The sequence below is a fragment of the Pseudoruegeria sp. SHC-113 genome (assembly GCF_025376885.1).
Classification (GTDB): Bacteria; Pseudomonadota; Alphaproteobacteria; order Rhodobacterales; family Rhodobacteraceae; genus Pseudoruegeria.
Genome location: NZ_JAHUBR010000001.1, coordinates 31,258 through 44,350, shown reverse-complemented (window position 1 = coordinate 44,350; position 13,093 = coordinate 31,258). Strand labels below are relative to the sequence as shown.

The window sequence follows — 13,093 nt, the reverse complement described above, 5'->3', positions numbered from 1 at the left end:
CAAAAACGCTCCCCCTTACTTTTTCTCAAATCATCCGGATGACGTCTTTGTCGATGGCGAGCAGGTAGCCGCGTCTGGCGATGGTTTTCACCAGAAGTTCGCTCACGATCTGGTTTCCCAGCGCATCGCGCAGGCGCTTGATGCGCGTGGCCCCGGCGGCCTCGTCGCAATCGGCCTCGGATTTGCCCGAGACCATCGCCTCGATCTGCACCCCGTTCAGCACTTCCTCATCCAGCCGCGCTTCGGCGAGGATGCCAAGCGTTTCGATGGCGGCGGCGGTGAGCTTGAACTCCATGTTGTTCAGGTAAACCGTGTTTTCCTCGCGACTGATCAGCAGGGAATTCACCTGAATGCCGGAGCGCTCGATCTCCCCCATGCGGCGGTTCAGCACCAGCAGTGCAAAAAGAAAGATCACCGTGGCCACCAGCATGATCGCGGCGAAAACCAGAAGCACGAAGATCACCATCCGGTAGGAACTCAGTGTATCGGAGAAGGCAGTGCCCGATTGGGCGAGGATCTCCAGCAGCTTGATCTCGGCGTTTGACGTCAGATCGTCGTTTTCCACGAAGAGCCGTTCCACCTTCTCATTGAAGGCATTGGCGCTGGGCAAAGTGAGCAGCAGAAAGCCGGCAACGCCCGCGAGCAGCACAACGACGGCCCCGATCCCAAGGCTCAGCACGCGGGCCGCGGACCGGCGCAGGTCAGTAGCGGAGGTAGAAGTCACCGGCGTTCTCCCGTTTTGCCGCAAGGCCCGAATCGTCGAAGACGGAGATCACGTTGAGCAGGCTCCAGCCGTCCTTGGACAGCTTTTTGGCCAGCACATCCGCGGCCTGCGTCTTGGAGCAGGCGTCATCGGGCAGTTTGGCCACACCGTAGTGCAGCCGAAGCGGATTGTCCTGCTTGGCCTTGTAGTCGGCGTAGCAGGCGGCGCTGGCAGGGGCAGCCAGAGTGGCCAGCAGCAGCGCGAGGGAGAGGGTGAGCGTGTGTTTCATGGGGGGAACATGGGGCCAAAGCGGCGTGTTATGCAATGACATTCGCCGGTTATGTAGTAACAAGTGGCTGATATTGTTTGTCTTTCGCGGTGTCGGGCAGGTTGGGCTCACACAGGCCACCTGGGCCGGATCCAACCCTTATAGGAGCACCGCCATGAACAAGACATTCATCACCCTGATCGCCATCGTCACGCTGATCGTGACCTCGGTGAACGCCGGAAGAGCCCGGGCCGCCGATTCAGACGACATCGCCAAGATCCTGCTGGGGGCGACGGCGCTCTTTGTGATCGGCAGCGCGATTGCCGATGCCAATGACGACACGCCGCGCCGCAAGGCCGAGCGCCCCGGCCCTTCGCCGCTGCCCTACACGCCCTACCGCGACCGCGAGCAGACCTGGAAGCCGGGCAAGGGCACCAAGCTGCTGCCTACGAGCTGCCTTGCCACCTTTCGCGGCAAGGACGGCACCTATCGCGGCTATTCCCGCTCCTGCCTGCGCCAGAGCTACCGCTATGAAAACCAGCTGCCGAAGCAATGCCTGAAAAAAGTTCACACCTTCCGCGATGGCAAGCGCAACGTCTATGAGCCCAGCTGCCTGCGCCGCTATGGCTTCTGGCATCAGGCCCGCAACTGACGCTTTCCAAGTCGAGCAGCACGGCGCACCCAAGCGCCGGGGGGCGGGGATCAACCCCGCCCTTTTTCATTGCAGCTGCGCGGCAGTCGGGGCTTAACGGGGGCATGGTACAAACAGCACCCGATTTCAGTTTCGAGCGCGCCGCGATGGCGCTGGGCCGCAGCGCGATCGCCGGAGTGGATGAAGTGGGCCGTGGCCCGCTCTGCGGCCCCGTCACGGCCGCCGCCGTGATTCTTAACCCTGAGCGCATCCCCCAAGGGCTCAACGATTCCAAGAAGCTTTCGGAGAAGAAGCGCGAGGCGCTTTATGAGGCGCTGATGGAGGTGGCTGTGGTTTCGGTGGCCCATGCAAGCGTGGAAGAGATCGACAGGATCAACATCCTGCAGGCCTCCATGCTGGCGATGCGCCGTGCGGTGGAGGGGCTGGCGGTGCAGGCCGATCACCTGCTGATCGACGGTAACCGGATTCCCGACGGGCTGCAGGCCCCGGCAGAGGCCGTGGTGAAAGGCGACGGGCGCTGCCTGTCGATCGCGGCGGCCTCTATCGTGGCCAAGACGGAACGTGACCGCATCATGGTGGGATTGGCGCAACAGCACCCCGGCTACGGCTGGGAGCGCAACGCGGGCTACGGCACGAAGCAACATCTGGCCGCTTTGGAAAAAAACGGGTTGACCCCACACCATAGGCGTTCGTTCAAACCTATCCACAATATCTTGTATCAAGGCTAAATCATAAGGCCCTGTTTTAAAAAAGAAATTGACGAAGAATCCCCAGTGTCTCATCTTTATCCACAATAAATGGCACCAAAAGAGTGCCGACTATCGAGGCAGTAAAAGATGAAAACACGCGCAAAAGGGGCTCCTGAGCTCCCTTTAAATCAGATATTGTCCGGGGATTGCATCGACGTGATGAACAGTCTGCCGGCAGAGTCCGTCGATCTGATTTTCGCCGACCCTCCTTATAATCTTCAGCTCAAGGGTGAGCTTCACCGGCCCGACAACTCCAAGGTCGATGCGGTGGACGATCACTGGGATCAGTTTGATTCCTTCGCCGCCTATGATGCGTTTACCAAGGCGTGGCTGCAGGCCGCCCGCCGTATCCTGAAGCCCAATGGCGCGATCTGGGTCATCGGCTCCTACCACAACATCTTCCGCGTCGGCGCGGCGCTGCAGGATGCGGGCTACTGGATCTTGAACGATGTGGTCTGGCGCAAGTCCAACCCGATGCCGAACTTCCGCGGCAAGCGGCTGACCAATGCCCATGAGACGATGATCTGGGCCTCCAAAGAAGAAAAGAGCAAGGCGACCTTCAACTACGAGGCACTCAAGGCGCTGAACGAAGGTGTGCAGATGCGCAGCGATTGGGTTCTGCCGATCTGCAACGGCCATGAGCGCCTGAAAGACACCAACGGTGACAAAGCCCATCCCACGCAGAAGCCCGAAAGCCTGCTGCATCGCGTTCTGATCGGGGCGACGAACCCGGGCGATGTGGTGCTTGATCCCTTCTTCGGCACGGGCACCACAGGGGCCGTCGCCAAGAAACTGGGCCGCGATTTCATCGGCATCGAGCGCGAGGACGCCTATCGCAAGCTGGCCGAGCGCCGGATTGCCAAGGTGCGCCGCTATGATGCGGAGAGCCTGCAGGTGAGCACCTCCAAACGCGCGCAGCCGCGTGTGCCCTTCGGCCAGCTCGTGGAGCGCGGCCTGCTTGCGCCGGGCGACGAGCTGCGCAGCATGAACGGCCGCTACAGCGCGAAAGTGCGCGCCGACGGCACGCTTGCGGCGAGCAAGGCGTCTGGCTCGATCCACCAGGTCGGCGCGGCGCTGGAAGGCGCGCCCAGCTGCAATGGCTGGACCTATTGGTGCTACAAGCAAGACGGCAAGACCGTCCCGATCGACAACCTCCGCCAGCAGATCCGCGCGGAAATGGGTGATCGCGCCAACTGATCCTGATTTCAGAACAACAAAGTTACCGCCGGTGCCTGTGGCCTGACTCTAGGCACCTACTTCCCCGCCGTTGTCTAACGGCGGGGTTTTTTCGTTTTGATTGAGTGTCTTTTTGCCCGGCTTCGTGATGATCTACCGCGGCAGTGGATTCGTCCCGGCCTTATAGGCCGACCAATCGTCAATTTCGGGGTAATACTGCCGCCGCCACGCGCGCACTTTCGGGTTCATGTAGCGCCGCCAGGCCGGGGGAACCATCGCCAGCGCCGTCATGATTGGGTAGCCGTAGGGCAGCTGCGGTGCATCCTCGGCACTGTAGGTTTGCAGGAGCGGGAAGCGGCGGTTGGGCTTGTAGTGGTGATCGGAGTGGCGCTGCAGGTTGATCAGTAGCCAGTTCGACGCCTTCTGCGCCGCGTTCCAGCTGTGATGCGGGCGGACATGCTCATATTTGCCCTCCCCCAGATGTTTGCGCGTCAGCCCGTAGTGTTCGATGTAATTCACCAGCTCCAGCTGCCAGATCGCCACGAAGGCCTGAAAGCAGAACAGCAGCACACCGATCCAGCCGCCGATCAGGAAGGCCAGCAGCAGGAAGCCGGCCTGCAGGAGCGCATATCGGGCGAAAGGGTTGCTCGGGTGAAAGGCAGGCAGCCCCTTGCGCGCGAGCATCGCGGCCTCGGCCTTCCACGCCGATTCCGGGCATTGCCGCAGGACGCGGGGGAAGAAGCGGTGAAAGCCCTCGTTGTAGCGCGCCGTCACCGGATCGCGCGGCGTGCCGACGTAGCGGTGATGCACCAGAAGGTGTTCGGAGCGGAAATGGCTATAGAGCACGCTTGCAAGCAGCAGATCCCCCATCCAGCGCTCGATGGCCGGTTTCTGGTGCATCAATTCGTGGGAGTAGTTGATCCCGATGGTGCCGGAGATCACGCCCACGCCAAAGAACAGCGCCAGTGTCTCTGCCGTTCCGAGGTGTTCGGTATGGGTTACCCACCAGATCATGGCGAAGATCACGCAGAACTGGATCGGGAACCAGATGATGGTGATGAAGCGATACCAGAAGAGATCCTCCTCCGGCGTGTCGAGATCGGCGTTTTCCTCGTTCAGCCCGGTCAGCGCGTCGAGCAGGCTGAACACGACCCAGCCGTAAACGGGCAGGATCAGCACCCAGCCGCCGCCCAGCCCTGCGCCGAGGAGGGCGAGTGGCACCACGGTGAGGGAAATCCAGAACGGCAGGGTGTTTTGCCAGAGCCGGAGTTGATCGGCGGTCAGCATCTGAGGCGCTCCTGTTTCAGCCCGGTTTCAGCTTTGGGCCAGCTCATAGGCCTTTCGCATGACGGTTGGCATATCCGACGGCGAAAACGCGGAGTTTTCAAGGAAATATCCCTGCGACGGATTCGTGCCCATCGGCAAGGTGGCGGCGTGCACCGTCAGGATCAGGTGGAAATGGGTGAAGGTGTGGCGCACTTCGCCCGACAGCTCGGCCCAGTCACCGGGGGCAGGGGCCTCGTGCACGGGGAGTTCCGCCTCCTCCCAAGCGCTGCCCGGCCAGCCCAAAGTGCCGCCAAGCAGCCCTTTCTCCGGGCGGCGCTCCACGAGGACGGCACCGTCAGCGCGTTGTCCAATGAAGACGGCCCCATAGCGCGTCGGCTTGGGCTTCTTGGGCAGTTTCCGGGGCAATTCCGCTTGAACAGAGCCTTTTCTCGCCAAACAAGGCCCTTGCCATGGGCAGATCCCGCAGGCTGGGCTGCGCGGCGTGCAGATCGTTGCGCCAAGATCCATCACCGCCTGCGCATAGTCGCCGGGGCGGGCCTTAGGCGTCATTCCCTTCGCAAGCGCTGTCAGCTCCGGCTTGGCGGTGGGCAGCGGCGTTTCCACGCGGAAAAGCCGGCTCATCACCCGCTCCACATTGCCGTCCACCACCACTTCGGGCAGGTCAAAGGCAATGGCCGAGATCGCACCGGCCGTGTAGGGGCCGATGCCGGGAAGCTTCAGGAGGGCGGCGTGATCGGCCGGAAACTGCCCGCCGTGATCGGCCACCACCGCACGGGCGCATTTCAGCAGGTTGCGGGCGCGGGCGTAGTAGCCAAGCCCCGCCCATTCGGCCATGACCTCGCCATCCTCCCCCGCTGCCAGCGCCTCCACCGTGGGCCAGCGGGCGGTAAACCGGGCGAAATAGTCTCGAACGGCGGCCACCGTGGTTTGCTGCAGCATGATCTCCGACAGCCAGACGCGATACGGATCCGGGGCCACGCCCGCCTTGCGCTCGGCAGGGGGCACCCGCCACGGCAGATCCCGCGCATGGCGATCGTACCACTCCAGAAGCCCCTCGGCGCTGGCCGTTTCACGCATTGTTTATCCACCCCGTTTTTCTATTTCGCTGGTGCCTGCCTCGGCCCGCGTTAAGATAACGCCAAGGAGTCGAAAAGACAGATGGCAAAGCAGGCACAGACCCAAGGGCACAAGCCGCCGACACGGCGGATGCGCGGCTTTGAGCGCACCTCTGGCCTGTTGCAGGGCCAGATCCGCAAAGCCACCGAGGCACGCGGTTTTGCCGTGGCCCGCCTGCTCACCCATTGGGAAGAGATCGTCGGCGAGGATCTTGCCGCCATGGCCCGCCCGGTGAAGATCGGCTACGGGCGCGGCGGCTTTGGCGCCACGCTCACCGTCCTCACCACCGGCGCGCAGGCCCCCATGCTGCAGGCCCAGCTGCCGCGCATCGTGGAGAAGGTCAACGCCTGCTACGGCTATGCCGCCATCTCCCGTGTCCACATCACGCAAACCGCGCCCACGGGCTTTGCGGAAGGCCAAGTCGCCTTCAAGGGCGCGCCGAAATCCGAGAAACCCGCCCCCAGCCCGCAGGCCTGTGCACAAGCGCAGGAAACCACGCGCGCCGTGGGCGATGAGGGCCTGCGCGCCGCGTTGGAGCGGCTCGGTGCCAATGTCATCACACGCAATTCGAACAACTGAAGAGGCATGAAAATGCAACGCAAGCTGACCCTGGCCGCCCTGGCCGCCGCCCTGATCGCCGGTGCCGCATGGTATGCCACCACGCCGAGCCAGACGACGACCGCCTTCACCGCGCCCTTCGGGGCCGCAACGGCGCAATCGGCCGCGGAAAACGTGGAGATCGTCGAGATGGTAATGGGGGCGGAAGATGCGCCCGTGACCGTGATCGAATACGCCTCCTACACCTGCCCCCACTGCGCCAACTTCCACAAGGCGGTGCTGCCGGAGCTGAAGAAGAACTATATCGACACCGGCAAAGTGAAATTCGTCTACCGCGAAGTCTACTTTGATCGCTTCGGCCTCTGGGCCTCCATGGTCGCCCGTTGCGGCGGCGAGATGCGCTTCTTCGGGATCACCGATCTGATCTACGAAGGCCAGAAGGAGTGGACAGCCTCCGGCGATCCGGCAACCATCGCGCAGAACCTGCGCAAGATCGGCCTGACGGCAGGAATCGACGGCGAAGCGCTCGATGCCTGCATGCAGGACGCCGGCAAAGCGCAGGCGCTGGTGGCGTGGTTCGAGGAAAACGCCAAGGCCGATGACATCAGCTCCACGCCCTCCTTCATCGTGGACGGCGAGAAGCAATCGAACATGAACTACGCCGATTTCTCGGCCCTGCTTGATTCCAAGCTCGGCGAATGAGCGCAGCACCCCTCGCGGGGCTGAAGGTCATTGAGCTTGCCCGTATTCTGGCCGGCCCCTGGGCCGGTCAGACGCTGGCCGATCTGGGTGCCGAGGTGATCAAAGTGGAGAGCCCGGCAGGCGACGATACCCGCCAATGGGGCCCCCCTTTCATCGAGCGCGAAGGCGATACATCGGCGGCCTATTTCCACGGCTGCAACCGGGGCAAGGCCTCCGTCGTGGTGGATTTCCGCACACCGGAAGGGCGGGCCCGCGTGCGGGAGATGGTGGTGGACGCCGACATCCTGATCGAGAATTTCAAGGTTGGCGGGCTGGCGAAATACGGGCTGGATTACGCGAGCCTGAAAGCGCTGAATCCGCGCTTGATCTACTGTTCGATCACCGGCTTCGGGCAGAATGGCCCCTACGCTCATCGCGCCGGCTACGATTACATCATTCAGGGCATGAGCGGGCTGATGTCCATCACCGGCGAGCCCTCGGGCCAGCCGCAGAAGGTGGGCGTGGCGGTGACGGATGTGTTTACCGGGATCTATGCCGTCACCGGCATCTTGGCCGCCTTGCACCAGCGCAGCGTGACGGGCGAGGGCCAGCAGATCGACATGGCATTGCTCGATGTGGCGACGGCGATCACCGCCAACCAGGCGATGAACTACCTCGCCACCGGGCAAGCGCCCAATCGCATGGGCAATGCCCATCCCAATCTCGCGCCCTATCAGGTGTTTGATTGCGCCGATGGCTTCCTGATCATCGCCGTTGGCAATGATGGCCAGTTCGCAAGGCTCTGCGCTCTGCTGGGCTGTGCGGAGCTGGCGGAGGACCCAAGATTCGCATCTAACCCGGCCCGAGTCACCCATCGCGCGGCGCTCACCGAGGCGCTGCAGGGGCGGATGGCGGGCTGGCTGAAGGCCGATCTTCTGGCCGCCTGCGAGTCGCAGGGCGTGCCGGCCGGACCGATCAACGACATGGCCGAAGTCTTTGCCGATCCGCAGGTGCAGCATCGCGACATGCGGGTGGATCTGGACGGGGTGCCCTCAGTCCGCACGCCGATCCGCTTCTCGGATGCCACGCTTTCCTTGCACCGCCCGGCACCGAAACTGGGCGAAGACGAGCCGGTTTAAAGCTGGGCGAGGGCCGCGTCGAGCGGGCCCCAGTCTGCCAGTTCCAGCCGCACCGGTACGGTGAGCACCTTGGGGCGGAAACTATCGGGCAGGCGCACCGCGTCTTTCTCGGTTGTCACAAGCTGCGCCCCAAGTGCCTTTGCCTCCAGCTCCAGACGTTTCATCAAGGCTTCGGACAGCGGCTGATGATCTTCCAGCGCTTCACCGCGCAGGATCTCGGCCCCGAGGCCGCGCAACGTGGCGAAAAACTTCTCAGGGTGGCCGATGCCCGCAAAGGCCAGCACGCGCAAGCCCTCAAAGCTCATACCCATCTGCAAGGGCTCAAGCTTGCCCTGAAGGTGAGGCAGGGGGATCGCCGTGCCCCATGCCTCCTGAAAGCTGGTTTGGCCTGAGTCTGAGCCGATCGAGAGCAGCAGATCGGCGCGGGCGAGGCCCGCCTGCACCGGTTCGCGCAACGGCCCCGCCGGGATGACGCGCCCGTTGCCGAAGCCCTTCACGGCATCCACCACGACGATCGACAGATCCTTTTGCACAGCCGGGTTTTGAAACCCGTCGTCGAGCAGGATGATCCCGGCTCCGGCAGCCTCTGCGGCTTTCACCCCCGCAGCACGATCCTTGGCGACCCACGTGGGGGCGAAGGCGGCGAGCAGCAGGGGCTCGTCACCCACATCCTCCGCCGTGTGGGTGAGCGGGTCCACGTGAATCGGCCCGGCGATTCGGCCACCATAGCCGCGCGAGACGATGTGCGGTGCTTTGCCCGCCGCCGAAAGCCGCATCAGGAGCGCCATGGCGGTGGGGGTTTTCCCGGTGCCGCCGGCGTTGAGATTGCCGATGCAAACCACGGGCACTGAGGCCTTGTAGCCCTCCGCTTCACCCGCCACGCGGCGCGCTGTTGCGCGGGAATAGAGCCTTGATAACGGGGACAGCAGGCGGGATTTCCAGCCCGGAGCCTCAGGGGGGGTGAACCAGAAGTCAGGCGCGCGCATGCTGCACCTCCACGCCGTCCAGCAGGTCCAGCACATCGGCCACGATCCTGTCCGTCACCTCGGCCCCGCGCGAGCAAATCTCCCAGGCGGCATTGGCCATCTGGGCGACCTTGTCCGCCGCCTGCAGATCGCGCAGGTTTACTTCGAGCCCGTCGGCATTGAGCACGAGCCGCGCCGCGCCGCCGCGCACGAGGCGGGCATAACTTGCCTGAAACGGGTCGGACTGGTTGCCGTAGAGGATCGCGGAGCCCAGCGTGGCAGGCGCGAAAGGATGCGCCCCGCCGGTGCCGCTCAGGGTGCCGCCCATGAAGGTGACGGGCGAGAGCCTGTACCACAGGCCCAGATCTTCCGGCGCGCCGATCAGCACCTGCGTGTCCTCGGCGGGCGTGTGCCCCGGTTCATGCAGCACCACGCGCCACCCGGCCTCGGTGAAGAAGGCAGCGGCCTCGGCCATGCGGTCAGCGGTGTCCGGGGCCACGATCAGCAGCAGCCGGTGCGACATTCGCGTGATCCGCCGGTGCACGTCCGACAGAAGCGCCTCTTCCGAAGCGGTTGTCCGCCCCGCCAGCCAAATCGGCCGGGCCGCGAGCGCGCTGCTCAGCACCCGGTACTGTAGATCGTCGCCCGGAAGGTGGATCGAGCCCTCTTCCAGCGCGCCGCTCACGTGCAGGGCAAGCTTGGACGCGCCCAACTGCTCGTAGCTGTGCGCGGTTTCCTGCGACGCGCAGTAAATGAGACTAAACCGGCGCAATTGTGCCCGCGTGGCCGTGCTGCGCCAGTCCTTTCGGCGGCGGCCATTGGGCGTGGAGTCAGCCGACTCCGCGAAGATCAGCCGCACGCCCACCTGCTGCGCTTTTTGCAGCAGGCCCGCGCGGGTGAAGGGGCCCGTCCAGATGAGGATCTGGGGCTTTTTCTCTTCAAGCCACACTTGCGCATCCTTCACGCCATCCGTCGGCAAGGGCCCATGCTCAACCGTGGAATAGACACTGCAACAGCGCAGCCCCTCGGGCAGCGGCGCTTCCGTTGTCAGCACGCAGCGGATGCTGTCGTCTTCCTCGCGCAGCCGCCGAAGCAGCTCCAGCCCCGAAATAGCCTCGGCCTCGCCCGCCGCATGAAACCAGACGCAGCGCTCCGCACCCGGCGCGGGTGGCTGCGCCACGAGGGGCCGGCTGGACGGGGGCGTTGCCGTGGCCGGTTCCGGCCCCGAAAGGCGGGCCCGCAGGGATTTCAGGAAGCGCAGCGCCACGGGCGTGGATCAGTTGCCGAGTTCTTCGGTGGCCGAAGCGGCAAGTTCCTCGTCGCGCAGGCGGTGGATATGGGCGATGAAGTAGCGCATGTGGGCGTTGTCCACCGTGCGCTGGGCTTCGGCTTTCCAGGCGTTATAGGCGGCGTCATAATTGGGGAACATCCCGACGATGTGGATGTCGTTCACGTCCTTGAACACGTTCTTGGACGGATCGACCAGCTCGCCACCAAAGACGAGATGCAGGCGTTGGGTCATGGAATTCTCCGCGAAAACAGGTGGGGTAGGATCGGCGCGACCATAGAGGAAGCGGCCAAGGGCGTGAAGGGAAAGGCGCTCAGCCGGGCGTGGCAAATGGTTCCGCCTGCGCCAGGATCATCGCATGCAGGGCGGGGGCGGCGGCGATCATGCCCGGAAGTTGCGCTTGGGCCGTGTTGAAGCGTGGCGGGTTGCCCTTGGCGTCTGTTACCGTAGCCCCGGCGCGGGCGGCGATCAGGCTGCCGGCGGCCACGTCCCACTCCCACGTGGGGCGGAAAGTGATCATCGCATCAAACCGCCCCTGCCCGATCAGCGAGAGCCGGTAGGCCAGCGAGGAGCGGATGTGGCGCTCAAAGGCAGGCGGGCGCCTCTTCCAGAATTGCGGTTCTAGATTGGGCTTCGCGGCAAGCAGCGTCGCGCCTTCTACGGCCTTGGCGCGGCTGGCCGTGATCACCTCGCCGTTCAGCGTGGCGGGGCCATCCGCGGAAGCGGCAAAGAGCCGGTCCAGCATCGGCAGATAGACGACTCCGGCCGTAACAGAGCCGTTTTCCACCACCGCAAGCGAATGGGAGAAGGTGGGCGAGCCGTTGATGAACGCGCGGGTGCCGTCGATCGGATCGACCACGAAAAGCCGTGCGCAGGAGAGCCGCGCGGTGTCGTCCTCGGATTCTTCGGAAAGCCAGCCGTAATCGGGCCGCGCGGCGCGCAGGCGGTCGTGCAGCATGGCGTCGATGGCGAGGTCAGCTTCCGTCACCGGGCCGGCGTCCAGCGCCTTGTCCCACGTGCGGGGGGCGTTCTTCCAGTAGCGCGCGGCGATCTTCCCGGCGGCAAGCGCAGCCTCCGTCAGCAGGGCCAGATCGCTTTGCGGATCAGGCCCCGGCAAGCGTCAGCCCTTCAACCAGCAGCGAGGGCACCACGCGGGAAAGATGCGTGCGCGCGTCATTGGCCGGGGTCAGGGCCAGAAGCATCTCGCGCAGGTTCCCGGCCACGGTGCATTCGTTCACCGGATAGGTGATCTCGCCGTTCTCGACCCAGAAGCCCGAGGCCCCGCGCGAATAATCGCCCGTCGTCGGGTTGATCGAGGTGCCGATCATCGAGGTGATCAGCAGGCCCGTGCCCATTTCGGAGAGCAATTCCGCGCGGCTCTTGCTGCCTTGCGTCATCGAGACGTTGGAGACGCTGGGCGAAGGCGGTGAAGAGGTGCCGCGCGCGGCGTTGGCGGTGCTCTCCATACCGAGCTGCCGAGCGGTGGCCAGATCCAGCGTCCAGCCTGTCAGTACCCCCTGATCCACGATCTTTCGGGCCTGCGTTGCAAGCCCTTCGCCGTCAAAGGGGCGGGAGCCGGAAATCCGGGCGCGGTGCGGCAGTTCTTCCACGGTGATCCAGGAAGGCAGGATCCGCTCCCCCAAAGCGTCACGCAGCCAGGAAGAGCCGCGCACGATGGCGGCACCGTTGATCGCGCCGAGCATATGGCCGATCAGCCCGCCGGATATGCGCTCATCATAAAGCACCGGGTATGCCCCCGTCGGCGGTTTGCGTGCGCCGGAGCGCTCCACAGCGCGTTCGCCTGCGGTGCGGCCGATGTCGGACGGCGCGCGCAGATCGGCGGCGAAGGTGCGGGAATCGCCGTCATAGTCTCGTTCCATGCCCGCGCCGGTGCCCGAGATCGCCACGCAAGACACCGAGGTGCCGGTCCGCGCATAGCCGCCCGCGAAGCCCACCGATGTGGCCAGATGCATCGCGCGGCGGCTGTAGGTGGTGCCTGCGCCCTGCACCTGATCCACGCCCTTGACCGAAAGCGCGGCGGCCTCGGCCTCCAGCGCCATGGCCTGCATCGCCTCGGCGGAAGGCTCCGCGGCGGTATCGGCCATTTCCAACGCAGCCACGTCCCAATCCGTGGCAAAAGCGCCGGGCTGGGCCTGCCCGATGTAGGGATCTTCGGGCGCTTCGCGGGCCATGGCCACGGCGCGTTCGGCCATCGTGGCAATCGTCGCGGCGCTGATGTCAGACGCCGACACGCAGGCCTGCCGCTGGCCGATCATCACCCGCAGCCCCAGATCCACACCCTCGGCGCGCTCGGCGTGTTCCAGAGCGCCTTTCAGCACCTCGATGGAGACAGAGGTGCCGTCCACGGCGATGGCATCGGCGGCATCGGCCCCGGCAGCCTTGGCGGCGCTCAGGAGCTGATCGGTAAGGGCGGCGAGGCGATCTGTCATGGGAGTCCTGTCTGCTCTGGGTCTGTATCGGAGGTAGCTTTCCCCATGCGCTGCCGCAACC

At 64.6% G+C, this 13,093-nt stretch carries 15 protein-coding genes; 6 read left to right on the top strand and 9 right to left on the bottom strand.

Translation table 11 applies throughout. The features are described from left to right. Positions 1-25 precede the first annotated feature (25 nt). Both KVX96_RS00240 and KVX96_RS00235 read right to left on the bottom strand, forming a co-directional pair. Positions 26-724: a transcriptional regulator gene (locus tag KVX96_RS00240; RefSeq protein WP_261191919.1), complete on the bottom strand. Its 699-nt coding sequence runs from the start codon at positions 722-724 to the stop codon at positions 26-28. Next, positions 702-992 carry a hypothetical protein gene (locus tag KVX96_RS00235; protein WP_261191918.1) on the bottom strand — a complete coding sequence of 97 codons (291 nt, stop codon included), beginning with the start codon at positions 990-992 and terminating at the stop codon, positions 702-704. The genes KVX96_RS00240 and KVX96_RS00235 overlap by 23 nt, the downstream gene beginning before the upstream one ends. A gap of 154 nt (positions 993-1,146) precedes the next feature. Here KVX96_RS00235 and KVX96_RS00230 point away from each other — a divergent pair, with 154 nt between their 5' ends. The 3 genes from KVX96_RS00230 (at position 1,147) to KVX96_RS00220 (ending at position 3,569) form a co-directional block, all read left to right on the top strand. Continuing rightward, entirely contained in the window at positions 1,147-1,623 is a 477-nt protein-coding gene (locus KVX96_RS00230; protein WP_261191917.1) for a hypothetical protein, read from the top strand. 104 nt (positions 1,624-1,727) lie between these two features. Continuing rightward, positions 1,728-2,351 carry a ribonuclease HII gene (locus KVX96_RS00225; RefSeq protein WP_261191916.1) on the top strand — a complete coding sequence of 208 codons (624 nt, stop codon included), beginning with the start codon at positions 1,728-1,730 and terminating at the stop codon, positions 2,349-2,351. A gap of 108 nt (positions 2,352-2,459) precedes the next feature. Beyond that, entirely contained in the window at positions 2,460-3,569 is a 1,110-nt protein-coding gene (locus tag KVX96_RS00220) for a site-specific DNA-methyltransferase (protein ID WP_261191915.1), read from the top strand. Between the two features lie 132 nt (positions 3,570-3,701). On the opposite strand, the gene KVX96_RS00215 is transcribed toward KVX96_RS00220, so the two are convergent. Both KVX96_RS00215 and mutY read right to left on the bottom strand, forming a co-directional pair. Continuing rightward, positions 3,702-4,835: an alkane 1-monooxygenase gene (locus tag KVX96_RS00215; protein ID WP_261191914.1), complete on the bottom strand. Its 1,134-nt coding sequence runs from the start codon at positions 4,833-4,835 to the stop codon at positions 3,702-3,704. 27 nt (positions 4,836-4,862) lie between these two features. Next, positions 4,863-5,912: an A/G-specific adenine glycosylase gene (gene mutY / locus KVX96_RS00210; protein WP_261191913.1), complete on the bottom strand. Its 1,050-nt coding sequence runs from the start codon at positions 5,910-5,912 to the stop codon at positions 4,863-4,865. An 81-nt stretch (positions 5,913-5,993) separates the two neighbouring features. On the opposite strand from mutY, the gene KVX96_RS00205 reads away from it, so the two are divergent. From KVX96_RS00205 to KVX96_RS00195, 3 genes are read left to right on the top strand one after another with little or no spacing between them, the layout of a single operon-like run. After that, on the top strand, positions 5,994-6,530 hold the full coding sequence (locus KVX96_RS00205) for a DUF721 domain-containing protein (RefSeq protein WP_261191912.1): 537 nt from the start codon (positions 5,994-5,996) through the stop codon (positions 6,528-6,530). Between the two features lie 12 nt (positions 6,531-6,542). Next, the gene (locus KVX96_RS00200; RefSeq protein ID WP_261191911.1) at positions 6,543-7,211 is read left to right on the top strand and encodes a DsbA family protein; all 669 of its coding nucleotides are present in this window, start codon (positions 6,543-6,545) and stop codon (positions 7,209-7,211) included. Further along, positions 7,208-8,329 carry a CaiB/BaiF CoA transferase family protein gene (locus KVX96_RS00195; RefSeq protein WP_261191910.1) on the top strand — a complete coding sequence of 374 codons (1,122 nt, stop codon included), beginning with the start codon at positions 7,208-7,210 and terminating at the stop codon, positions 8,327-8,329. Before KVX96_RS00200 ends, KVX96_RS00195 begins: the two co-directional genes overlap by 4 nt. On the opposite strand, the gene lpxK is transcribed toward KVX96_RS00195, so the two are convergent. From lpxK to KVX96_RS00170, 5 genes are all read right to left on the bottom strand, one after another. Beyond that, positions 8,326-9,315, bottom strand: coding sequence for a tetraacyldisaccharide 4'-kinase (gene lpxK / locus KVX96_RS00190; protein ID WP_261191909.1), 990 nt, complete (start codon positions 9,313-9,315; stop codon positions 8,326-8,328). The genes KVX96_RS00195 and lpxK overlap by 4 nt on opposite strands. Beyond that, positions 9,302-10,474, bottom strand: coding sequence for a 3-deoxy-D-manno-octulosonic acid transferase (locus KVX96_RS00185; protein WP_261191908.1), 1,173 nt, complete (start codon positions 10,472-10,474; stop codon positions 9,302-9,304). The genes lpxK and KVX96_RS00185 overlap by 14 nt, the downstream gene beginning before the upstream one ends. A 96-nt stretch (positions 10,475-10,570) precedes the next feature. Next, positions 10,571-10,816 (bottom strand): DUF4170 domain-containing protein, encoded by a 246-nt coding sequence (locus KVX96_RS00180; RefSeq protein WP_261191907.1) that lies wholly within the window; start codon positions 10,814-10,816, stop codon positions 10,571-10,573. A gap of 79 nt (positions 10,817-10,895) precedes the next feature. Next, positions 10,896-11,699, bottom strand: a complete 804-nt coding sequence (locus KVX96_RS00175; protein ID WP_261191906.1) for a 3'(2'),5'-bisphosphate nucleotidase CysQ — start codon at positions 11,697-11,699, stop codon at positions 10,896-10,898. After that, positions 11,686-13,032, bottom strand: a complete 1,347-nt coding sequence (locus tag KVX96_RS00170) for a TldD/PmbA family protein (RefSeq protein WP_261191905.1) — start codon at positions 13,030-13,032, stop codon at positions 11,686-11,688. Before KVX96_RS00170 ends, KVX96_RS00175 begins: the two co-directional genes overlap by 14 nt. Positions 13,033-13,093 lie beyond the last annotated feature (61 nt).